This is a genomic window from Streptomyces sp. NPDC007084 (genome assembly GCF_040703595.1).
Taxonomy (GTDB): Bacteria; Actinomycetota; Actinomycetes; order Streptomycetales; family Streptomycetaceae; genus Streptomyces.
The window spans coordinates 253066-274797 of record NZ_JBEYFY010000002.1 but is presented as its reverse complement, the minus strand read 5'-3'; the positions used below and the strand labels follow the sequence as shown (position 1 = coordinate 274797).

At 71.6% G+C, this 21732-nt stretch carries 17 protein-coding genes; 7 read left to right on the top strand and 10 right to left on the bottom strand.

Going from position 1 to position 21732, the window contains the following annotated elements:
* Window positions 1–24: 24 nt before the first annotated feature.
* Window positions 25–2502: a LamG domain-containing protein gene (locus tag AB0912_RS03135; protein WP_366696136.1), complete on the bottom strand. Its 2478-nt coding sequence runs from the start codon at window positions 2500–2502 to the stop codon at window positions 25–27.
* A complete protein-coding gene (locus tag AB0912_RS03130) occupies window positions 2503–3753 on the bottom strand; it encodes a hypothetical protein (RefSeq protein WP_366696134.1) in 1251 nt (416 codons plus the stop codon). It abuts the gene before it with no gap.
* Window positions 3754–4479: 726 nt separating this feature from the next.
* Between AB0912_RS03130 and AB0912_RS03125 the strand changes: the two genes are divergently transcribed.
* Window positions 4480–4986, top strand: coding sequence for a GNAT family N-acetyltransferase (locus AB0912_RS03125; protein WP_366696132.1), 507 nt, complete (start codon window positions 4480–4482; stop codon window positions 4984–4986).
* Window positions 4987–4988: 2 nt separating this feature from the next.
* Here AB0912_RS03125 and AB0912_RS03120 read toward each other — a convergent pair whose 3' ends face one another.
* Both AB0912_RS03120 and AB0912_RS03115 read right to left on the bottom strand, forming a co-directional pair.
* Window positions 4989–5816: a serine/threonine protein kinase gene (locus tag AB0912_RS03120; RefSeq protein ID WP_366696130.1), complete on the bottom strand. Its 828-nt coding sequence runs from the start codon at window positions 5814–5816 to the stop codon at window positions 4989–4991.
* A 226-nt stretch (window positions 5817–6042) separates the two neighbouring features.
* Window positions 6043–7098, bottom strand: a complete 1056-nt coding sequence (locus AB0912_RS03115; RefSeq protein ID WP_366696128.1) for a LacI family DNA-binding transcriptional regulator — start codon at window positions 7096–7098, stop codon at window positions 6043–6045.
* Window positions 7099–7487: 389 nt separating this feature from the next.
* Between AB0912_RS03115 and AB0912_RS03110 the strand changes: the two genes are divergently transcribed.
* From AB0912_RS03110 to AB0912_RS03095, 4 genes are all read left to right on the top strand, one after another.
* Window positions 7488–8813 carry an ABC transporter substrate-binding protein gene (locus AB0912_RS03110; RefSeq protein ID WP_366696126.1) on the top strand — a complete coding sequence of 442 codons (1326 nt, stop codon included), beginning with the start codon at window positions 7488–7490 and terminating at the stop codon, window positions 8811–8813.
* A complete protein-coding gene (locus tag AB0912_RS03105; protein WP_366696123.1) occupies window positions 8810–9838 on the top strand; it encodes a sugar ABC transporter permease in 1029 nt (342 codons plus the stop codon). The genes AB0912_RS03110 and AB0912_RS03105 overlap by 4 nt, the downstream gene beginning before the upstream one ends.
* Window positions 9835–10746: a carbohydrate ABC transporter permease gene (locus tag AB0912_RS03100; protein ID WP_366696121.1), complete on the top strand. Its 912-nt coding sequence runs from the start codon at window positions 9835–9837 to the stop codon at window positions 10744–10746. The genes AB0912_RS03105 and AB0912_RS03100 overlap by 4 nt, the downstream gene beginning before the upstream one ends.
* A 156-nt stretch (window positions 10747–10902) precedes the next feature.
* Window positions 10903–12333 (top strand): GH1 family beta-glucosidase, encoded by a 1431-nt coding sequence (locus tag AB0912_RS03095; RefSeq protein ID WP_366696119.1) that lies wholly within the window; start codon window positions 10903–10905, stop codon window positions 12331–12333.
* Window positions 12334–12556: 223 nt separating this feature from the next.
* Here AB0912_RS03095 and AB0912_RS03090 read toward each other — a convergent pair whose 3' ends face one another.
* The 3 genes from AB0912_RS03090 to AB0912_RS03080 all read right to left on the bottom strand — a co-directional run bounded on the left by AB0912_RS03090 (window position 12557) and on the right by AB0912_RS03080 (window position 16300).
* Window positions 12557–14035: a cellulose binding domain-containing protein gene (locus tag AB0912_RS03090; RefSeq protein ID WP_366696117.1), complete on the bottom strand. Its 1479-nt coding sequence runs from the start codon at window positions 14033–14035 to the stop codon at window positions 12557–12559.
* A gap of 187 nt (window positions 14036–14222) precedes the next feature.
* Window positions 14223–15599 (bottom strand): HAMP domain-containing sensor histidine kinase, encoded by a 1377-nt coding sequence (locus AB0912_RS03085; RefSeq protein WP_366696115.1) that lies wholly within the window; start codon window positions 15597–15599, stop codon window positions 14223–14225.
* A complete protein-coding gene (locus AB0912_RS03080) occupies window positions 15596–16300 on the bottom strand; it encodes a response regulator transcription factor (protein ID WP_366696113.1) in 705 nt (234 codons plus the stop codon). Before AB0912_RS03080 ends, AB0912_RS03085 begins: the two co-directional genes overlap by 4 nt.
* Window positions 16301–16455: 155 nt before the next feature.
* On the opposite strand from AB0912_RS03080, the gene AB0912_RS03075 reads away from it, so the two are divergent.
* A complete protein-coding gene (locus AB0912_RS03075; protein WP_366696112.1) occupies window positions 16456–16992 on the top strand; it encodes a hypothetical protein in 537 nt (178 codons plus the stop codon).
* Window positions 16993–17043: 51 nt separating this feature from the next.
* Here AB0912_RS03075 and AB0912_RS03070 read toward each other — a convergent pair whose 3' ends face one another.
* Both AB0912_RS03070 and AB0912_RS03065 read right to left on the bottom strand, forming a co-directional pair.
* Entirely contained in the window at window positions 17044–17952 is a 909-nt protein-coding gene (locus tag AB0912_RS03070) for a fused MFS/spermidine synthase (protein ID WP_366696110.1), read from the bottom strand.
* A gap of 410 nt (window positions 17953–18362) precedes the next feature.
* On the bottom strand, window positions 18363–18800 hold the full coding sequence (locus AB0912_RS03065) for a hypothetical protein (protein ID WP_366696108.1): 438 nt from the start codon (window positions 18798–18800) through the stop codon (window positions 18363–18365).
* A 297-nt stretch (window positions 18801–19097) separates the two neighbouring features.
* Here AB0912_RS03065 and AB0912_RS03060 point away from each other — a divergent pair, with 297 nt between their 5' ends.
* Window positions 19098–20714, top strand: a complete 1617-nt coding sequence (locus tag AB0912_RS03060; protein WP_366696106.1) for a hypothetical protein — start codon at window positions 19098–19100, stop codon at window positions 20712–20714.
* Window positions 20715–20973: 259 nt separating this feature from the next.
* Here AB0912_RS03060 and AB0912_RS03055 read toward each other — a convergent pair whose 3' ends face one another.
* On the bottom strand, window positions 20974–21570 hold the full coding sequence (locus tag AB0912_RS03055; RefSeq protein ID WP_366696104.1) for a histidine phosphatase family protein: 597 nt from the start codon (window positions 21568–21570) through the stop codon (window positions 20974–20976).
* Window positions 21571–21732: the final 162 nt, after the last annotated feature.

Below are 21732 nucleotides of genomic sequence, written 5' to 3'. Positions count from 1 at the left end.
GGGTGGGGGCACCACAGGTGGGGTTCAGTAGCCGATGAGGGTTTCGACCTGAGTGCCGTCGGTCACCGCACCCGCCCACAGACGGATGTCGGTGATCTGGCCGGGCAGGTAGTTGCCCCACACGCCGTCGAGGTAGCCCTTGCCCGCCGCGAACTCGCCGCTGCCGACCGATGCGGTGTAAGCGAGCGGATCTCCTTGCCGTGCGCTGCCGACGAACAGAGTGATCTCGCCAGTACGCGCGTCGTAAGCGCCGACCAGGCCGACTTCACTGTCGAGGACCGCCGTCTCTTGGCTGACGACGGAGGTGCCGGTGCCGTCGGCCGTGAGCTTGCCGAAGTGCCAGCGGGCGGTCACGACCGAGCGGGTTTGCGGGACGCCGTTGTCGTCCAGGACCGGATTGCCGTCGTCGTCCAGGATCGGCTCACTGTCCGTTCCGGTCTTCTCCACCCACAGACTCCAGGAGGAGCCGGTCGCAGTGCGCTGGCCCACGATCTGCGCGCGGTAGCCGTCCGGCTTCCCTTTCAGCGCCTCGGTGTCGACGTCGGCGGTGGCAGCAACGGTGAAGGGGCCGTTGTCGGACACCAGAGGTCGCGATGCTGTCGCAGCGCCGGCCGTGCCGTCGAGGACGAGAGCCTCACCGTCCAGGGACGCGCCCGAGGACGACAGGGTGAGGTTGTTGCCGTATCCGGAGATGTCGGTCAACGCGGTGCCGGTCGCGCCCTCCGGCTTGTACTGGGCCACGAGTTCCGCATACGCCTTGCCGTTCGCGTCGACCGGATTGACCTCGCGGGCGATCACCTCGGCCGACTTGGCGTCCTGCCACACCGCAACCTCGTCCACCTCACCTGGGAAGTAGTCGACGTAGGAGCCCTTGCACTTCACCCGGCCGATCTGCAGTGCGCCGGCCGCCGACCAGGCACCGGTGGTAAGAGTGTCCGTGCCCTGCGGCACGCCGTTGACGTAGAGGGCGAGTGTCTTCGCGCTGGTGTCGACCACCGCGGCCAGGTGCGTCCACACCTTCACCTGCGGCGCGTCCAGCGAGTTGACGCGCTGGTTGTCCAGTGGGGTCGTCGCTGCGTCGGCATCCGCCAGACGCAGGCACCAGCGGTTCACATTGGAGCAGTAGCCGAGGAAGAACGGGCTGTAGTAGGTGCCGTCCTGCCCCAGGACGGTCGACGTGGTACCGGTGGCGTCCAGCCGGACCCACGCCGACACGGTGTAGGACGCCTGAGTCTCCAGAACCTTGCCGGAGGTCGCCGCATACGACGTACCGCCGACCCGCAGGGCCTTGTCCTCACCGGTGCCGCCGTTTTCGGTTACCACACCCCGGCGGCCAGTGTTCACCCGGGTGGCGCCGCTGATGGACGCGTCGTCGCGCTGCGCCGATGCTGCCGCGGAGACGTCGACGGCGGCACCGGAGGGCTCGTTGAAGGTCCATCTGCCGACGGGGCCGTCACCCTCATCGACCAGGAAGCGGACCTTGTTCTCGCCCGTCCTCCCCACCGAGTCCTTGGCCATGACCTGCAGGGTGATCGTTCCGGAGTCGACCGGAGTGATGCTCTCGGTCACCGTCGCTCCCGTCTTCCACGGCCGCCAAACGCTGTCCGTGGACAGCTTGTAGGCGTAGGCGACGTTCGTGTCCCCGCCAGCCGGTCCGAACGTTACCGTCCCCGACTTGCCCGGAGCGCCCTTGGGCGTACAGTCACCACCCGTCACGCACTCGGAATACGTCGAGGTGAAAGTGATGGTCGGTGGCTTGGGCGCGCTGCTGTCGATCCTGAAGTAGCAGAAGGGTGTCGCAGATCCGCCGAGGGTGCTTTTCCCGCTGTTGTAGTACGAGCGGGTCCAGGCGCGGTATCGGTACTGCTTTCCGTCTGTGAGGGTGGCGTCCCACGTCTTGTTCAGATCGTGGCCATCACCCACAAATCCGCTGGTCGGGCTCTCCGAGCCGGTGGAGGGCTCCTTCGCGTCCGACCAGGTACCATCGCCGTTCTTGACATCCAGGTCGAAGTACACCCGCAGGGAGGCAGACGGTTCACCGCCGGCGACTGTCTGCGGCGTGGCTGCCAGATTCGGAGTGGGATCCGACCATGTCGTCGGCGCGCTCGCGCTCTTCGAGCAGATCTGGTTGGTGCCGGTCTCCAGACCGTACTCGGTCGGCACGGCGGGCTTGCCGACATAGGTCACATCGATGACGGCGTCGTCATCGAAGCGCTTCCACGAGATCGCGTCCGACTCGTCCTTCGCCATCAGCATCAGCGTCAGCGTCTTGAACTTACCATCGGCGAAGGCCTTCACAGTCGGGGTCAGGTTCTCGTCGGACTCGGCCGGGTTGTCGTTGAACTCGATCGGCGCGCGCGGCTGGGATGGGCTGCAGGCGCTGCCCCGTCCCGCCGAGACATTCCGATCGCCCATCTGGTCCCAGGAGTTGTCCGACTTCGGCCCACCGGGACCAGGCCAGTGGGTGGATGAGGAGATTCCGTCCGTGCGCTCCAGATCCACTCAGCGCGCGTCACACGAGAACGACCACGTTTCCGTCACCGAGAACGTCGCGTCCAACACCTCCTTACCTTTGAGCTTGCCCGGCGTGAACTCGAAATACATCCGGTTGGTGTAGGCGCTGCCAGCGGTGCAGTAGTAGCGGACCCCGCCGATCACCGCCGAGCTGCACCGGCCCACGCTCATGCCGTTGTCGCCGCCGGAGAAGTTGTAGAAGACGTCACCGTCCGATGACAGCACGGTGCGCTCCGACTCGTTCATCTCTACCGACGGGTCGATGTAGAGCGGGAGTTCGGTGCTCGTGGTGTCTGCTATCAGGCCGGTATCGGGTGTGACAGTGATCTGGGTCTGCGTCACATCCACATCCATGACAGCTGCTTCGTCCCCGGTGCCGGGACCGGCCAGCGGATCGCCTTCCTCCGTCGGGCCAGCGGGACGCTCATCCTTCAAGGTCACCGACTGGGATCCCTCGGGCGGCTCAGTCGACGAGATCTTGCCCGCAGGTCGCAGCACGAGGTTCTGCGCGCTCCCACCCCCGCTGCTCCCCGCCTGCCCGGCGGAGTTCCACATCCGGGCCGACGGCGACCGGAAGACGACCTGGCCGTTGCCGTCCAGGGCCTCCATGGTCCCGGCCGCGCCATCACGAACCCGCAGACCCTCGGCGTCCATCGAATACTTCAGCGAAGCCAGCGCCGGGTCCTTCGCCGCTGCCAGCGTCTCGACCTCCAGCACCTGCCGGAAGCCCTCCACTGTCGCTGTCAGGATCAGGTTCACGTCCGGCCGCACGTTCTCGTAGACCGCCCGCGCGCCTTCCAGTCGAGGCGCCGGAAGCGTTCCCGGCCAGCCCAGCGTGACCGACTGCCCGCCCTCGGCAATCGTCACCAGATCCTTGCCGTCCCCACCACCGGAGAACGACAGATCCACCGTGGCAGCCTTGGGCCCGACGGTTCCATCCGCTCGCTTGACCAACGTCGCGTCCGGCTCTGTCCAGCCGCCGTCGGGCTTTTCCACGCGCACAGGAGCAATCGACTTCCGAAGCGTGAACGTCCTGCCGTCCGGATTGGCGAACACCGTCTCCCGTGCAGTGCGTTCGCCCACTACCTCGACCTGTTCACCGGACTCGGCCGCCTGTTCCTGTGCTCGCTCCGACTCCGTCAGAACGCCGCTCTCAGCCGCAACCGCTGTCTGTGTCGCCACGATGGGTGCTACCGCCGGCGCTGTCGCCAGTACAGCAAGCGCGGTCAGCCAAGCCAAGCCGCCTCGATGCCCACAGATGCCTATTCGGGCACGCTGCCGCCTGTCCCCCACCGCCCCACCCCTTGCTCGCACATGATCGACACAGGTGATGCACATGACACACGGAATGGCCATCTAGTGTCAAGGAAACAGCAAAGTCTGCTTTATTGATCCTTGAATCAGCAGGAGTGCCTCCAGCCTTGAGGGTGGTGCGGCTCGAATACGCCGACCACAGGCTCGGCCCACATCGCGAGATCCCCGGCCGCATGTCGTCGCCTATTCCAAGGCCATCAGGCCCAGTCCACTACAGGACGAGGTCGCTCACATCCGCCGCCCCCTGTGCGGCTCGACATCGCGCCCGCTGAACTGCCCGGTCTCCTCGGGTGCGCCGTCGATAGCCTGCCTCAAGCGCCTCGTCGGCTCGCGCACGGAGATCCGGCCGGGATGTTCGACACGCTGGGCACCGCAGCGTTCGACCGGAGAGCGCCGAATCTCTCCGTTAGCCTGTCCTCCCCGGGCTGCGCGGGCGATGACACGGCACTGGTCCCGGCGAATACCTGGATCCCGCCTGAATGAAGGCCCGCGCCCACCGATCCCGCCGTAAGCCGGTACGCACCCCGCGCTTCACGCGCGCCCAGCGTCCCCCGCGGGAATTTGGCCACGGTCAAACCGGATGCCGCACAGGTCACCGGCTGATTACGTTCCCAGGAAACCAGTCCGCGCGCCGCGCCGAACGGAGAAGACATGCACCCCGAACCGATCGGCGTAGCCACCGCCCGGCTCGATCTCCTCCCCCTGCGGGCGGAGCACGCCGAGGAGATGGCCGGGGTGCTCTCCGACCCGGCGCTGCACGCGTTCACCGGCGGGGAGCCGCTTGGTGTCGACGCGTTGCGGGTGCGGTACGGGCGGCTTGTCGCCGGGGCCCCCGACCCGGCCGTCGTCTGGTGCAACTGGGTGCTCCGGGCCCGAGCGGAAGGGTGCCTGGTGGGGACCGTGCAGGCCACCGTCGAGGGCGGGGTCGCGGAGATCGCCTGGGTGGTGGGGACGCCCTGGCAGGGGCGCGGGTACGCCAGCGAGGCGGCCCGGTCACTGGTCCCGCTGGTCACCGCCGCGTACGGCGTCCGTACCGTCGTCGCCCACATCCACCCCGGCCACCACGCCTCCGCCGCCGTCGCCACCGCCGCCGGGCTGTCGCCGACCGGAGCCCTCCAGGACGGCGAAGTCCGCTGGGAGCTGTCGGTACGCCCGTGAAGTCACCGCTGCCGGGAGCCGCCCGCCGTGCGCCAGGCCGCCGCGAAGCGGTGTACGTCGGGGAAGCGGTCGTCCGGTGCCGGGAACGTGGCGCGTTCGACCACCGCCAGCAGTTCCGGGGTGCCGCGCCAGGCCCGCTCCGCATCGCCCGCGTCGAGCAGCAGCCGGGCCGTCCGCCCGAGGGTGAAGACGGTCGTACGGGTGTCGATCACGGCCCCGCGCTCGAACTCCTCGGGGGCCATGAACCGCCGTGACCCCGGCAACCGCTCCTCGTCGAGGACGAAGGGGCCCGGCCGGTACTCGTCCAGGTCGACCAGGTGGACCGTGCGGGAGGTGAAATCGTAGAGCAGCGAGCCGTCGTGGAAGTCGACGGCGACCTGGCCGGCGGCCTCGACGGCGAGGTGCGCGTCGAGGACGCGGTCGAAGGCGCGCAGCACGTCGGCGACGGGCAGCGAGCGGAAGCGGGCCATCGGGCCGGCGGGGCCCGTACGGTCCCGGGGGCCGCCCGCGGTGGGCTGGTACAGCACCTCGCCCGCCCGCCAGGGCATGACCACCGCCCATCCGTCCCGCACCGCGATCCGGTGCACCTGGGGGACGACCGCCGTGTGCCGGACGGCCCGGTGGAAGGCCCAGCCCCGGTCCAGCGAGCGCCGGCCGCGTTCGTCGGCCGCCTCCTTGACGAACCAGCGGGCGCCGTCCAGCAGGCGCACTCCGTAGGACAGACACCCGGAGTCCTGCTCACGGAAGACCGTGAACACCTCGCCCACCCGGCCCAAGTACGTCTCCACGGCGGGCACTTCGTCGACTCCGAGCAAGGGATGCAGCACCATGCCCGCCAGCCTGCCCTACTCGGCCCCCAAAAGGACGGAAACCCCAGGCCAGGCATTCCGGGCGCGTCGGCCGTCCAAGACCGTCCAAGGCCGCCCAAGGCCGTCCAAGGGGTCCGACTCGCCCCAGGAAACTCAGGGCACAGGGACTCAGGGCACAGAGGCGCAGAGCACAGAGGCGCAGAGGCTCAGAGACTGCGGGCACAGGACCCCGGGGCTCACGAGCGGCCTACGACGACGCCCGCACCACCAGTTCCGCCGGAAGCACCAGCTGGCGCTGCTCCAGAGCGCGGGACGCGGTCGGGCGGCGGTCCGCTATCTCGCCGAGGAGGAGGTCGGTCATCGCGCGGCCCATGTCCTCGATGGGCTGGCGGACGCTGGTCAGGGGCGGTTCCATGTGGCGGGCTATCGCCGAGTCGTCGTAGCCGATCAGCGCCACGTCGTCCGGGATGCGGCGGCCGGACTCGCGCAGGACCTGGCGGGCGCCCGCCGCCATGACGTCGGAGCCGGCAAAGACGGCATCGAGGTCCGGGCAGCGCTCCAGGAGCAGGGTCATCGCCCGGCGGCCCCCCTCCTCGGTGAAGTCGCCCGGCACGATCAGCGCGTCGTCCACCGGGCGGCCCGCGTCGAGCAGGCCCTGCCGGTAGCCGGCGACGCGCTGCTGGGCTCCGTAGACGTCCATCCGGCCGGCCAGGTGGACGATCGAGCGGCGGCCCCGGGACACCAGGTGCTCCACGGCCGCGCGGCCCCCTCCGTAGTTGTCGGAGTCCACCGAGGGCAGCGTCTCGTCGGCCGAGCGCCGGCCGCTGATCACGGCGGGGATCTCCAGCTGGGAGAGCAGGTCGGGCAGCGGGTCGTCCGCGTGCACGGAGACGAGCAGCACGCCGTCCACCCGGTGTGCCGCGAGGTACTGGGCGAGGCGCTGCCGCTCCCGGTCGCTGCCCGCGAAGATCAGCAGCAACTGCATCTCGGTGTCGGAGAGTTCGGCCCCGACACCGCGCAGCATGTCCGAGAAGTACGGTTCCGCGAAGAACCGGGTCTCCGGCTCGGGGACGACCAGGGCGATGGCGTCCGTGCGGTTGGCGGCCAGCGCGCGGGCGGCCGTGTTGGGGACGTAGCCCAGTTCCGCGACCGCCGCCTCGACCGCGGCGCGGGTCGCGTCGCTGACCCGGGGGGAACCGTTGATCACCCGGGAGACCGTGCCGCGGCCCACGCCCGCGCGCGCGGCCACCTCTTCGAGGGTGGGCCGACCGCCGCCGCGGCCCCGCGCTCCGTGGACTGCCATGGGATTCGCCCTCCCGTCGACACCAAGTGGCCTGGAATCTAACAGCCCCGTCCGCCGAGGTGAGCGCCGCTCACGTACGGCTTCGGGCACCTTTCTCGGACCCGGCGCTCGTCTTCGGGCGCCGAAGGGGCTATAAGACAACTCCGGGCATGTAGCGGAACGACATCTTCAGCTAACAGGCCGATAACTGAACGCGTCTCTCCGCTCCCCCACCCTTGACACCCCCGCGGGAACCGACGACTCTTCAACACATCACTGGTGGGAGCGCTCCCACAGTACCTGACACATACACAACCCGCACGTTCCCCGCCCGAGCCGCAGCGAGTAACAACGGGCGCCACCAATGCAGTTGGCCGGGGGGTCGGCACGTCAGGCAACAGGAGGACGCAATGCGCACGAGTACCCGCCGATCCCGCAGGCTGGGGGCCATCGCGGCCGTCGCCGCGCTCGCCACGGGGCTGCTGGCCGGCTGTTCCAGCGACCCGGACAGCGGCTCGTCGGACGCGGACAACGGAAGCGGAGGCAAGGGCAAGACGACCCTGACCGTCGGCACCTTCGGCGTCTTCGGCTACAAGCAGGCCGGGCTCTACGACGAGTACATGAAGCTGCACCCGAGCATCTCCATCAAGGAGAACGTCACCACCCGCACCGACGTGTACTGGCCCAAGACGCTCACCCGTCTGCAGGCCGGCTCGGGCACCGACGACATCCAGGCGATCGAGGTCGGCAACATCACCGAGGCCGTCCAGACCCAGGAGGACAAGTTCGTCGACCTCGGCAAGGAGGTCGACAAGTCGCAGTGGCTGGACTGGAAGCTCGCCCAGGCCACCACCAAGGACGGCAAGACCATCGGGCTCGGTACGGACATCGGCCCGATGGCGATCTGCTACCGCAAGGACCTCTTCGCCAAGGCCGGCCTGGAGACGGACCGGACCAAGCTCGCCGAGCAGTGGAACGGCGACTGGGCCAAGTACGTCGACCTCGGCAAGCAGTACATGAAGAAGGCGCCGAGCGGCACCAAGTTCGTGGACTCCGCCTCCTCGGTCTACAACGCGGCGCTCGGCGGCGAGAGCCAGCGGTACTACGACAAGGACGGCAACGTCATCTGGGACAAGTCGACCGGCGTGAAGAAGTCCTGGAACGCCGCGATGACGGTCGCGACCAGCGACATGTCGGCGAAGCTGAAGCAGTTCGACCCGACGTGGGACCAGGGCTTCGCCAAGGGCTCGTTCGCGACGGTGGCCTGCCCCGCCTGGATGCTGGGCTACATCCAGGAGAAGTCCGGTGACGCCGGCAAGGGCAAGTGGGACGTGGCGGCGGCGCCGACCGCGGCCAACTGGGGCGGTTCGTTCATCGGCGTGCCGACGGCGGGCAAGCACCAGAAGGAGGCCATCGCCCTGGCCAAGTGGCTGACCGCGCCCGAGCAGCAGGCCAAGGTCTTCGCCAAGCAGGCCAGCTTCCCGTCGACCCCGGCGGCGTACGACAGCCTGAAGCCGGCCACCGCGACGACCTCGTACTTCTCCGACGCGCCGATCACGCAGATCTTCGCCGACTCCGCCAAGACCATCCCCGTGCAGAGCTTCGGCACCAAGGACCAGCCGATCGGCACCGCCATCACCGACGTCGGCATCCTCCAGGTCGAGCAGAAGGGCAAGTCCCCCGAGCAGGGCTGGAACGCGGCCAAGGCCGAGATCAAGGACGTGCTCGGCCAGTGACCAGCTCCGAGCAGGCTCTCGCGCACCCCGCGACGAGCGCCGACGCCGCGCCCGGCTCCCAGCCGGGCGCGGCCCGGGGCGCTCAGGGTCGCGGTACGCCGCCGCCGGGCCCGGACTCCTGGCGCAGCCGGCTGTACCGCTGGGACATGAAGGCGTCGCCGTACGCGTTCATCGCCCCCTTCTTCATCGTCTTCGGCGCCTTCGGGCTCGTGCCGCTCCTCTACACGGCCTGGTACTCGCTGCACAACGTGCAGCTCTCCGGCCTCGACCACCAGACGTGGGCCGGTCTGGACAACTACAAGAACCTGCTGTCCTCGGAGTTCTTCTGGAACGCCCTGGAGAACACCTTCACCATCGGGGTGATCTCCACCGTCCCGCAGCTGGTCATGGCGCTCGGGATCGCCCACCTGCTCAACTACCGGCTGCGCGGCTCGACCGTGTGGCGGGTCGTGATGCTCACCCCGTACGCCACCTCGGTGGCCGCCGCGACGCTCGTCTTCACGCTGCTGTACTCGTGGGACGGCGGAATGGTCAACTGGCTGCTGCACTTCGTCGGGATCGACCCGATCAACTGGCGCGAGTCCGACTGGGGCGGCCAGTTCGCCGTCTCCTCGATCGTGATCTGGCGCTGGACCGGCTACAACGCGCTGATCTACCTCGCGGCGATGCAGGCCATCCCCGCCGACCTGTACGAGTCGGCCGCGCTCGACGGCGCGGGCCGCTGGCAGCAGTTCCGCCATGTGACGGTCCCCATGCTGCGGCCGACGATCCTGTTCACCGTGGTCGTCTCCACCATCGGCGCGACCCAGCTCTTCGGCGAGCCGCTCCTGTTCGGCGGGGTCAGCGGCTCCAAGGGCGGCTCCGCGCACCAGTACCAGACGCTCGGCCTCTACATGTACGACCAGGGCTGGGGCATCGGCAATCTCGGCAAGGCGTCAGCGATCGCGTGGTCGATGTTCCTGATCCTGCTGATCATCGCCGCGATCAACCTGCTGGTCACCCGACGGCTGAGGAAGTCCCAATGACCACCACTGAACTGACCGCCCCTCAGGCGGAGGCGAAGGGGAGCCCGCAGGACCGGGTCCCGGGGCGCCGCCGGGTGCTCGGCGCGGGCAAGCAACTGCACGCGGGTCCGGTCACCTATCTCGTCCTGACCCTCTTCGCGCTGGTCTCGCTCGCCCCGCTGGTCTGGACGGCCGTCGCCGCCTCGCGCAACAACGAACGGCTGGCGCAGGCACCGCCGCCGCTGTGGTTCGGCGGGAACCTGTTCAAGAACCTCCAGACCGCGTGGGAGCAGGCCGGGCTCGGCACCGCGATGGTCAACTCCACGATCGTCGCCGGGACCATCACCATCGGTACGGTGGTGTTCTCCACGCTCGCCGGGTTCGCCTTCGCCAAGCTGCGGTTCAGGTTCTCCGGCCTGCTCCTGCTGCTCACCATCGGCACCATGATGATCCCGCCGCAGCTCGCGGTCGTCCCGCTGTATCTGTGGATGAGCGACCTGGGCTGGTCCAACCAGCTCCAGACGGTCATCCTGCCCACCCTGGTGAGCGCCTTCGGCACGTTCTTCATGCGCCAGTACCTCGTGCAGGCGCTGCCGAGCGAGCTGATCGAGGCGGCCCGGGTCGACGGCGCCGGCAGTCTGCGGGTCGTCTGGCACGTCGTCTTCCCGGCGGCGCGGCCGGCCATGGCCGTGCTCGGGCTGCTGACGTTCGTGATGGCCTGGAACGACTTCCTGTGGCCGATCATCGCGCTCAACCAGCAGAACCCGACCGTGCAGGTCGCCCTGAACTCGCTGGGCACCGGTTACATCCCCGACCAGGCCGTCATCATGGCGGGCGCGCTGCTCGGCACCCTGCCGCTGCTCATCGCCTTCCTGCTGTTCGGCAAGCAGATCGTCGGCGGGATCATGCAGGGCGCGATCAAGGGCTGACCGCCCGCCCGGGGGCCGGGTCATCGCCGCCCCGGCCCCCGTCCCCCCTCCTCCCGCCGTCCCCTCCTCCCGCCGTCCCCTCCTCCCGCCGTCCCCTCCTCCCGCCGTCCCCTCCTCCGACCCGTCGGTCTTCACGACCCCCTTGGGAGCGCTTCCATGCCTGAGTCCACTCCGCCCCTGACCTTCCCTCCGGCCTTCCTCTGGGGTGCGGCGACCTCCGCGTACCAGATCGAGGGGGCGGTGCGGGAGGACGGCCGCACGCCATCGATCTGGGACACCTTCAGCCATACGCCCGGCAAGACGGCCGGCGGCGAGCACGGTGACATCGCCGTCGACCACTACCACCGCTACCGCGACGACGTGGCGCTGATGGCGGACCTCGGCCTGAACGCGTACCGCTTCTCGGTGTCCTGGCCGCGGGTGCAGCCGACCGGCCGGGGGCCCGCCGTGCAGCGCGGCCTCGACTTCTACCGGCGGCTGGTGGACGAGCTGCTCGCGCACGGCATCAAGCCGGCCGTCACCCTCTACCACTGGGACCTGCCGCAGGAGCTGGAGGACGCGGGCGGCTGGCCCGAGCGGGAGACGGCGCTGCGGTTCGCCGAGTACGCGGCGATCGTGGGCGAGGCGCTGGGCGACCGCGTCGAGCAGTGGATCACCCTCAACGAGCCCTGGTGCAGCGCCTTCCTCGGCTACGGCTCCGGGGTGCACGCCCCCGGCCGGACGGACCCGGTGGCCTCGCTGCGCGCCGCCCATCACCTCAACCTGGCGCACGGGCTCGGCACTTCGGCGCTGCGTTCGGTGATGCCGGCCCGCAACTCGGTCGCGGTGAGCCTCAACTCCGCGGTGGTCAGGCCGGTTTCGCAGGACCCGGCGGACCTGGACGCGGTGCGGCGGATCGACGACCTCGCCAACGGGATCTTCCACGGCCCGATGCTGCACGGCGCGTACCCGCAGACGCTGTTCGCGGCGACGCGCTCGGTGACCGACTGGTCCTTCGTCCAGGACGGCGATCTCCAGACGATCAAGCAGCCGCTGGACGCGCTGGGCCTCAACTACTACACGCCCGCGCTGGTCTCGGCGGCCGAGGCGCCCGCGGACGGGCCGCGCGCGGACGGTCACGGGGCGAGCGCGCACTCGCCGTGGCCGGGCGCGGACGACGTGGCGTTCCACCAGACGCCGGGCGAGCGCACGGAGATGGGCTGGACGATCGACCCGACGGGTCTGCACGACCTGATCATGCGCTACACCCGCGAGGTGCCGGGCCTGCCGCTGTACGTGACGGAGAACGGCGCCGCCTACGACGACAAGCCGGACCCGGACGGGCGCGTCCACGACCCCGAGCGCGTCGCCTACCTGCACGGCCACCTGTCCGCCGTGCACCGGGCGATCGCCGACGGCGCGGACGTGCGCGGCTACTACCTGTGGTCGCTGATGGACAACTTCGAGTGGGCGTACGGCTACGGCAAGCGGTTCGGCGCGGTGTACGTCGACTACGCGACGCAGGCCCGTACGCCGAAGTCGAGCGCCCACTGGTACGGCGAGGCGGCCCGCACGGGCACGCTGGCGCCGGTGCCTGCCGCCGAGTAGCCGGCCGCCGGGCTGGCCGGGCGGTGCGGGCCGGAAGGCCCCGGCCGCGGGGGAAACGCAAGCGGGGGAAACGGGAGCGGGGGAAACGGGAGCGGGGCGCGGCACCGAGAGGGTGCCGCGCCCCGCTGTGCTGCGGGCGCGTCCGCACCGGGACGCCGTGACGCCCCGGCCGGGTGGGGGGTGGAGAGTCCGGCCGGGGCGTGCGGCCCCCGTGGTCCGATGGCTACTTGTAGGCCGCGAAGGCCTTCGAGAAGGCGCCGTCGCTCTGCGTGATGGAGCTGCACACCGGGTCGGCGGAGTTCTTGGCGCCGCCCGCGCACTGCTTGTCGCGGGTCGCGGACCACATGGAGAGCCAGCCGAGGCCCTTCGACTGGGCGAACGTGACGAGCTGCGCGGCGTCGTCGACCTTGAAGACCTCGGAGGAGACGTCGTTGACGCCGATCATCGGGGTGACGGCGACGGCCTTCCAGGCGGCGCTGTCGGAGAGGCCGAGGACGCTCTTGACCTGGGCCTGGGTGGCGGTGGCGGCCTGCTCGGCGTAGGTGCCCATGTCACCGCTGTACGCGGGCCCGTAGTCCATCGCCATGATGTTCACGGTGTTGGTCTTCACGCCGTTCGCCTTGGCGTCGGCCAGCAGGTTCACGCCGTCCTGGGTGAGGCCCTCGGGCATGACCGGCAGGGTGAAGGAGACGTCGAGGCCGGGGTGCTGCTGCTGGAGCTTGGCGATGGCCTTGGCGCGGATGGTGTTCGCGGCCGTGTTCGGCAGCGCGCCGCCCTCGATGTCGAAGTCGACCTTCGTGAGCTTGTAGGCGTCGACGGCCTTGCCGTACGCCGTCGCGAGCGCGTCCGCCGAGGAGCAGGTGGTGGCCAGCTCGGAGCCGGAGGCGCCGCCGAAGGAGACCCGGACGTCGCCGCCCTTGGCACGCAGGGCGCCGATCTGGGCGGCCACGGCGTCGCTCGCGAGGTCGCTGACGCCGCCCCACTTGGGGGTGCAGCCGCCGCCGTCGGTGATGAAGGCGAGGTTGTAGTTCTTCACGCCGGTGGCCTCGGCCGCCTTCACCAGGTCGAAGGCCGGGTAGAGGGAGGTGTCGACGTAGGGCGCGAAGCCTGCGGTGGCGGCGCTGCCGCTGCCCGGACTCTGGGTGGGGGCCGGGGTGGTGGCCGTCGCGGTGGGCTTCGGGCTCTCGCTCTGGGAGGCGGTGGCGGTCGGCTTCGGGGTGGCCGTGGGGGTCGCGGACTCGGTCGGGCGGCCGGTCGGCTCGGGGGTCGCGCCGCCGTCCACCGAACACTTCACCTCGTTGATGAGACAGCCGGTGGGGTTCGCGGAGCCGTTCACGACGAAGCCGACGGTGACGCTCGCGCCGGGGGCGAGGCCGTCCTTGTCCCAGGACGCGGGGACGACGGTGACGTGCTGACCGCTCACCTTCGAGGTGGCGTTCCACAGCGAGCTGAGCGTGCTGCCGGAGGGCAGGTCGAACTCCAGCTTCCAGTCCTTCTTGGCCTGGGCGGTGTCGTTGGTGATGACGTACTGGGCGGTGTAGCCGGTCGACCAGTCGCTGGTCTTCGTGTACGCCGCGCCGACGCTCGCCGCCTGCGCGCTGCCGGTGAACAGGAGGGCGCCGCCACCGACCACGGCCGCGGCGACCACGCCGCCTATCGCCTTGTTCCTGCCACTGACCTTGCGCCGGTGCGTCTTGCTCATCACGTGCCTGCCTTCGCGGTTTCACGGGCGTTCAGGGGGTGTCCCATGGGGGTGTGGCAGCACGCTAGCGATCCGGAATCGGTCAAACCGGTTCATCCGGGCGCCGGTTGAGGATCTTAGGGTCCGCTTAAGGAAGGCATCGGGGGCGGTTAAAGGTCGAGACCAATATGGGGGGTTCGGGCCCTGCTCAGCTCACGGCCGCGCCGCGTCTGCGCCGGCGGACCGTGCCCCGGTGGCCGCGGCGGACCGGGGCCCGGCCGTCGAGCTGGATCCAGATGCGCACCTCGGTGCCGCCCAGGACCGAGGAGCCGATCCGGACGTCGCCGCCGGTCGACTCCGCGAGCCGGCGGACGATGTCCAGGCCGAGGCCGGTCGAGCCGTCGTTCCCCGAGCCCCGGCCGCGCGCCATGGCGGCCTCGGGGTCGGCGATGCCGGGGCCCGCGTCGGACACCAGCACGATCACCGCGTCCTCGCCGTTGTGCACGTCGACCGCGAACGCGGTGCCCTCGGCGGTGTGCCGGAACACGTTGCCCAGCAGGGCGTCCAGGGCGGCCACCAGGTCGGCGCGGGCGACGGGGATACGGACCGGCCGGTCCACCCCGGCGACCCGCACCTTGCGGCCCTCGTCCTCGGCGAGCGCCGACCAGAAGTCCATCCGCTCCCGGACCACTTCGGCCGCGTCGCACCCGGCGCCCGCGCCGATCGCCGCGGTCCGCGGCTTGGCGTCCCGGGCCGTCCGGATGATCGTGTCGACCTCGCGCTCCAACTGCGCGACGGCGGCCCGGGTCTGCTCGGCGGCCGGACCGTCGCCGAGCGAGGCGGTGTTGAGGCGCAGCACGGTCAGCGGGGTGCGCAGCCGGTGCGAGAGGTCGGCGGCCAGCTCCCGCTCGTTGGCGAGGAGTTGGACGACCTGGTCGGCCATCGAGTTGAACGCGACGGCGGCCAGCCGCAGTTCGGTCGGCCCTTCCTCGGGCACGCGGGCGCCGAGCTTGCCCTCCCCCAGCTCGTGCGCCCCCTCGACCAGGCGCTGCGCGGGCTGGACCATCCGGATGCCGAGCCGGTCGGCGACCGCGACGGACCCGATGACGAGCGCGACGCCCACCGCGGCGAGGACCGCCCAGGCGGTGCCCACGCCGTTGCTGACCTCGGCCTCGGGGACGTACACCTCGACGACCGCGATCTCGCCGGAGCTGAGCGCGATGGGCTGGAGCAGGGTGGACCCGCCGGCCACCTCGGTGGTGGAGGCCCGGCCGAGTCTGCGGGTCATGGCGATGTCCTTGGCGGCGGCCCGCCGCTCGCCGATCTCGACCGCGGGCTCGCGGTCGGCGGCGGGTATGTGCACGGCGATGCCCGCGTCCGAGCCGGCCGAGGCGACGACGCGCTCCAGCTCGTCCCGGTCGGTGGTGATGGACAGGGCGGGCGCGATCGCGGCGGCCTCCCGCTCGGCGTTGGAGAACGCCCGGTCCCGCGCCATCTCCTTGATGACCAGGCCGAGCGGGACCGCGAAGGCGACCACGACCATCGTGGTCACCGCCACGCACACCTTGACCAGCGCCCACCTCACAGCGGTCGCTCCGCCCTCGGCGGCTCCAGCTTCACGCCGACCCCGCGCAGGGTGTGCAGATAGCGCGGGCGCGCCGCCGTCTCGCCCAGCTTCCGGCGCAGCCAGGACAGATGGACGTCGATGGTCTGGTCGTCGCCGTACGCCTGCTGCCACACCTCGGCCAGCAGCTCCCGGCGCGGCACGACGACACCGGGGCGGCCGGCGAGGAAGGCGAGCAGGTCGAACTCGCGCCGGGTCAGATCGAGTCGCACGCCGTCCAGCTCGGCCTGACGGCGCAGCGGGTCGATGGCGAGGCCGCCGACCCGGATGACCGTGGACGGCGGGGCCTCGCCGGCGCTGGTACGGGAGCGGCGCAGCACGGCCGCCATCCGCGCCGACAGATGCTCGACCGAGAACGGCTTGGTCAGATAGTCGTCCGCCCCGTCGTTCAGCAGCCGGACGATCTCCGTCTCGTCGTCCCGCGCGGTGGCGATGATGACGGGCACGTCGGTGATGCCGCGCAGCATCTTCAGCGCCTCGGACCCGTCCAGATCGGGCAGTCCGAGGTCGAGGATCACGACGTCGAAGGAGAAATGGGCGACCTCGCGCAGCGCCTCAAGGGCGGTGCCGACGCTGCGCACGGTGTGCGCGGCCTCGGTCAGATGCCGGATGAGGGCCGAGCGTACGAACTGGTCGTCCTCGACCACGAGCACACTTGCCATGGGCGGCACCGTACGCCATCCGGGCGAGGCCGCACGGCGCCTGTGGACAACCCCTTCCGGGCACCTGTGGACAATCCCGGCCGGACGCCCCGGACCCTCCGTACGGTGCCGGGTCCCCGCGACACCCGTGGGGCGCGTGGTGCAGTATGGCGGCGATGCGCAGAGGACTCGTACACGTACTCGCGTGGTCGCTCGCCACCGGCGCGGCGGTCACGCTGTCATGGTGGGGCGTGCACACGGTGATGGCGGGGACGGCGTACGACCCGCCGCGCGCGCTGCCCATCACGGCGGCCGGCGCGACGGCGCGCGAGTCGTCACCGCTCGCCTCCTCGACCCACCGTGTCGAGCCCTCGAAGAAGGCGTCGAGCGGCCCGGCCGCGACCCCGCGCCCGAGCACGACCCCGTCGGCCGCCCCGTCCGTCCCGGCCTCCCCGAGCGGCAGCCGGGCGCCCGCCTCCCCGAGCCCGTCCGGCCGGATCAAGAGCTACGACACCGACGGCGGCCGTGCGGTCTTCGACATCAAGCCGGCCTACGCGACGCTGGTCTCCGCGACGCCGAAGGCCGGCTGGGCGATGCAGGTGTGGAAGACCGAGTCGTGGATTCGCGTGGAGTACACCTCGGGCGCGGACCGGGTGTCGGTGTTCTGCACCTGGCACGACGGGCCGCCGCGCGTGGAGATCGGGACGTACTGAGCCCGCTCCAGGACTGCCCCGGGCGGGAGTCGGGGAGTTCAGGGCCGCGGCTCAGCGGAACACGGAGGGCGGCGGGGCCGGTGACGCGACGGCCACCGCGTCGGTGACCGGAACCGCGCCGCCGGTGAAGTCCGCGAGCTGTCTGCCGTGTTCGACGCGCGCGGGGTGCGGGTCGGAGGCGGCGCGCCGGGTGAGTTCGGCGACCGGGAGGGGCAGGCCGGAGGCGACGAGGACGGCGTTGCCGAAGCGTTTGCCGCGCAGCACCGCCGGGTCGGCGATCAGGGCGAGTTCGGGGAAGACGGCGGCCACGGTGGCGATCTGGCCCCGGAGATGGGCGAGCGGCGGCCCGTCGGCGAGGTTCGCCGCGTACACCCCGGAGCCCTTCAGCGCGCGGCGCACCCGCGTGACGAACTCGACGGAGGTGAGGTGCGCCGGAGTGCGCGCGCCGCTGAACACGTCCGCGATGAGCAGATCGGCCCAGCCGTCGGGCACCTTGCCGAGACCTTCGCGGGCGTCCGTGGACCGCACCCTGATCCGCGCGTTCGGGTCCAACGGCAGCTCGCGGCGCACCAGTTGGACGAGGGCGGCGTCCCGTTCGACGACCTGCTGGGTGGACCGGGGGCGGGTCGCGGCGGTGTAGCGGGCGAGGCTCAGGGCGCCGCCGCCGAGGTGCACGGCCTGTATGGGCTTGCCCGGCGGCGCGACGAGGTCGATGACGTGGCCGAGGCGGCGCTGGTACTCGAAGCTCAGGTAGGACGGGTCGTCGAGGTCCACGTGGGACTGCGGGGCGCCGTCGATGAGCAGCGTCCAGGCCCGCGCCCGGTCCCGGTCGGGCAGGAGTTCGGCGAGGCCGCCGTCGACGGTCTCGACCACCGCCTCGGCCGCCTGACCGCGCCGCGCGCCCCGCCCCGTGTCGCGGTCGCGTCGCTCGTCCGACCGCTGGTTCTTCGCCCGTGCCATCCCGCCATTATCCGGGGGCGCGGACGGCTCAGCCCAACGGCGGATCGGCGGGGGCGGCTGGGCATGGGTGGGCGGGTCCGACCGTCGGGTCAGGGGGGCGGGGGCCCGACCGTCGGGTCAGGGGGGCGCGGGCCGCCGGGTTACGGGAGCGCGGGCCGCTGGGTCAGTGGGGCGCGGGCCGCCGGTTGGCGGAGGCAGTGAGCTGCCGGTTGGCGGAGGCAGTGAGCTGCCGGTCGGCGGAGGCAGTGAGCTGCCGGTCGGCGAAGGCGCCGGGCTACCGGTCGGCGAAGGCACCGGCTACCGGATCGCGGCCGTGGCCACCACCGGATCGCGGGGTCACAAGACCACCGTGCGCGTTCCGCTGACCGCGGCGCGGCTCGGCGCGGTTCCGCTGACCGCGGCTCCCCTCGTCACTGGCAGCCGTCGGCCGCCTCGATCAGGCGGGCCGCCTCGCCCAGCGCGGCCCGCAGCACCGCCGGGTCGGTGGCGAGGTCGGCGTCGCCGGGCGGGAGGAGCCAGTCCGAGCCCTCGACCGGGGGCTCGGGGGCCAGCCGCAGGCCCCGGCCCTCGGTCTGGGTACAGGTGCTGCCCGGCACGTCCCAGGCGTCCGCGGTGCCCGGCGGCACCAAGAAGCCGAGCGTGTCGCAGTCGTCGTCGTGCAGGACGGGCCCCACGGCGTCGCCCGCGCCACGGCGCAGGATGTCGACCGCCTCAAGACCCTGACGTGCCGGCACGGTCACCAGGTCGCACCCGGCGGCCGGGCCCCGGGGGGCACCGCACTCCGGGGGCGGTCCGTACGGTGCCGCCGGCAGCGGTGTCCGCGCCTCGGTGCTCTGTCTGATCTGCATCCCCGCCTCCAACGGAACCCCTCCTCATGACGAGTGGGTCGGGAGTTCGGGCGGCTCCCGGTCCACCGGGTTCAACGCGCCAGGACGTCAACGGCTACGGCGAAACCGCGCCGCAAAGGATGGCAGTTCATGGCAGATCGTGGATGAGATATCCGGTTTGTAGCCAAACTCAGCGTGGCGGTCCCGTCACAGCAGGTACGTTCTTGCCCCGCCGGACGCAGGGCATTACCGGGCACAACCCGGGCAACTCGCCTCGCTTCCGGAATGGTTCGACGGTTCGCAAGAGAGGGCCCGGCCATGGCGTCGTCAACGGTGACCTCGTCCCCGTCCCCCCGGCCACCCCGGCCGAATCTCGCCTTCAGGCGGTTGCGCGGCCAGCGCTCCCCCGGCGAGTTCGCCGCGCTGGTCCGGCGGGCCGCGCGGGAGATCGGCGAGCGGGTGAGCTGCGACGCGCGCTACATCGGGCGCGTCGAGGCGGGCGAGATCCGCTGCCCCAACTACGCGTACGAGCGGGTGTTCCTGCACATGTTCCCCGGCCGCACGCTGACCGACCTCGGTTTCGCACCCCGCTCATGGGTACGCGGACGCGGGGCGCGCGACGCCGAGGAGGCGCCCCCCGAGCACCTCACGCCCCCTTCACCCGCCTCGTGTGAGACGGGCGAGGCGGGTGAGACGTATGAGACACCGGACCCGTACCGGGCCACCCCCTACGAACCACGGGCCGCGCACACCGCACACGACCCGCACGACCCGTACGCCGCACACGACCCGCACGTTCCGTGCGACCCGCAGCACGCGTGTGACACGTACCCGTACGCCCCGTACACCCCGTACGCCCCGTACGCCCCGTACGCCCCGTACGAGGAACACGATCAGAACGACGAGGAGAGCGACGTGCAGCGTCGCGCATTCATGACGGGAGGCACCGCCACCGTGGCGGCGGCCTCACTGGGACCGTTCGCGGTCGCGTTCGGCGGCAGCGCCGTGGCCGCCGAACGGCGTGTCCACCGCGCGGGGACCTCCGAGGCCGGCGCCCTGGAGGAGGCAGTCCGCAGGATCAGGCTGCTCGACGACCGGCACGGCGCCGACGGCCTGTACCGGCGCGCGGCGGCACCCCTGCGCGCCGCCTACGAGCTGCTCGACGCGGGCACCACCCGGCAGGCGACCGCCGACCGGCTGTACGCGGGCGCCGGCGAACTGGCAATCTCGGTGGGCTGGCTGGCCCACGACTCCGGGCGCTTCGACGACGCGCGCTCGCACTACGCGGAGGCGCTCGCGACCGCGCGGATGGCCGACGACACGGGCCTGGAGGCGCACGCCTTCTGCAACACGGCGTTCCTCGCCCGTGACGCGGGCCGCCCGCGCGAGGCGGTGCGCGCGGCCCAGGCTGCCCAGCGCGCGGCCCGGCCGCTCGGCTCGTCCCGGCTGCTCTCGCTGCTCGCGCTGCGCGAGGCGGGCGGCTGGGCGGGGCTCGCCGACCGCAGGAGCTGCGAACAGGCGCTGGCCCGCGCGCACGCCCTCTACGCGCGGGGCCCCGCCGACACCGACCCGGAGTGGATGACCTTCTACGGGGAGGCCGAACTGGAGGGTCTGGAGGCGCAGTGCTGGTCGACGCTGGGGGACTGGCCCCGGGCGGCCCGGCACGCGCGCCGCGCCGCCGATCTCCAGGACCCGCACTTCACCCGCAACATCGCCCTCTACACCGCCGAACTCGCCGACGACCTGGCGCGCGGCGGGCGCCCCGACGAGGCGGCTGTCGCCGGGCTGCGCGTCCTGGAGCTGCTGAGCGAGGTGCAGTCGTCCCGTATCCAGACCATGCTGGCGGGCACCGCGCGGGTGCTGCTCCCGCACCGCAGGGCCTCGGGGGTCTCGGCGTTCCTGGACCGCCACGCGGGTCTGCCGCGCACGGCGTGAGGGCCGGGGTGCCCGGCGGGGGCGTGGGACCCGGGGTGCCCGGTGGGACGGGGGCGTGAGGCCCGGGGTGCCCGGTGGGACGGGGGGCGTGAGGCCCGGGGTGCCCGGTGGGACGGGGGGCGTGGGACCCGGGGTGCCCGGTGGGACGGGGGGCGTGAGGCCCGGGTGCCCGGCGCGCGGTGAAGTCCTGGCAGGCCCGGCACGTGCGTGAGGCCCCGGGTGGCCCGGTGCCCTGGGTGCCCTGGGTGCCCGGCGCGGGTCAGCCGCTCAGGTGGCCGCAGTCGTTCCACGCCTCGATCGCGGGCTCGCCGTAGGCCCAGCCGAGCACCGACAGCGAGGTCGGGTTCAGCCGGATACGGGCCGCGAAGTCCAGCGGGAGGCCGAGCCAGCGGGCGCCTATGGAGCGCAGGATGTGGCCGTGGGCGAAGACCAGCACGTCCCGGTCGGCGGAGCGGGCCCAGGAGACGACCTCGTCCGCGCGGGCGGTGACCTGCTTCAGGGTCTCGCCCCGGGGAACCCCGTCGCGCCAGATGAACCAGCCGGGCCGGACGGCCTGGATCTCGGCCGGGGTCATGCCCTCGTAGGCGCCGTAGTCCCACTCCATGAGGGCGTCCCAGGTGTCCGCGCGGTCGCCGAAACCGGCCAGCTCGCAGGTCTCGCGCGCGCGGACGAGCGGGCTGGTACGCACCTCGGCGCCGGAGAGCCCGTCCAGCGGGGCCCGGTGCAGTCGCTCGCCCAGCAGTTTGGCGCCGCGCCGGCCCTCTTCGAGGAGCGGGATGTCGGTCCTGCCGGTGTGCTTTCCGGACAGCGACCATTCCGTCTGTCCGTGCCGGGCCAGCAGGATGCGCGGTGCCATGGAGAGGAGCCTTTCCGGGGCGGGCGGCACGAGGGAACAGGCGCTCGGAACCGCTGACAAGTCGGTCACTCCATCATCGCGCACCGGCGCGCGAGGCAACCCGGGGGGCGATCCGTGCGTCTTCGAGGACCGGGGGCGCCCCTTCGGGGCGGGTGCGCGCAC

What these genes read in the sequence shown, in the direction of transcription:
- AB0912_RS03125 (WP_366696132.1), top strand. Translation starts at nt 4,480, where the DNA reads ATGCACCCCGAACCGATCGGCGTAGCCACCGCCCGGCTCGATCTCCTC.
- AB0912_RS03120 (WP_366696130.1), bottom strand. Translation starts at nt 5,816, where the DNA reads ATGGTGCTGCATCCCTTGCTCGGAGTCGACGAAGTGCCCGCCGTGGAG.
- AB0912_RS03115 (WP_366696128.1), bottom strand. Translation starts at nt 7,098, where the DNA reads ATGGCAGTCCACGGAGCGCGGGGCCGCGGCGGCGGTCGGCCCACCCTC.
- AB0912_RS03110 (WP_366696126.1), top strand. Translation starts at nt 7,488, where the DNA reads ATGCGCACGAGTACCCGCCGATCCCGCAGGCTGGGGGCCATCGCGGCC.
- AB0912_RS03100 (WP_366696121.1), top strand. Translation starts at nt 9,835, where the DNA reads ATGACCACCACTGAACTGACCGCCCCTCAGGCGGAGGCGAAGGGGAGC.
- AB0912_RS03095 (WP_366696119.1), top strand. Translation starts at nt 10,903, where the DNA reads ATGCCTGAGTCCACTCCGCCCCTGACCTTCCCTCCGGCCTTCCTCTGG.
- AB0912_RS03090 (WP_366696117.1), bottom strand. Translation starts at nt 14,035, where the DNA reads ATGAGCAAGACGCACCGGCGCAAGGTCAGTGGCAGGAACAAGGCGATA.
- AB0912_RS03080 (WP_366696113.1), bottom strand. Translation starts at nt 16,300, where the DNA reads ATGGCAAGTGTGCTCGTGGTCGAGGACGACCAGTTCGTACGCTCGGCC.
- AB0912_RS03075 (WP_366696112.1), top strand. Translation starts at nt 16,456, where the DNA reads ATGCGCAGAGGACTCGTACACGTACTCGCGTGGTCGCTCGCCACCGGC.
- AB0912_RS03070 (WP_366696110.1), bottom strand. Translation starts at nt 17,952, where the DNA reads ATGGCACGGGCGAAGAACCAGCGGTCGGACGAGCGACGCGACCGCGAC.
- AB0912_RS03065 (WP_366696108.1), bottom strand. Translation starts at nt 18,800, where the DNA reads ATGCAGATCAGACAGAGCACCGAGGCGCGGACACCGCTGCCGGCGGCA.
- AB0912_RS03060 (WP_366696106.1), top strand. Translation starts at nt 19,098, where the DNA reads ATGGCGTCGTCAACGGTGACCTCGTCCCCGTCCCCCCGGCCACCCCGG.
- AB0912_RS03055 (WP_366696104.1), bottom strand. Translation starts at nt 21,570, where the DNA reads ATGGCACCGCGCATCCTGCTGGCCCGGCACGGACAGACGGAATGGTCG.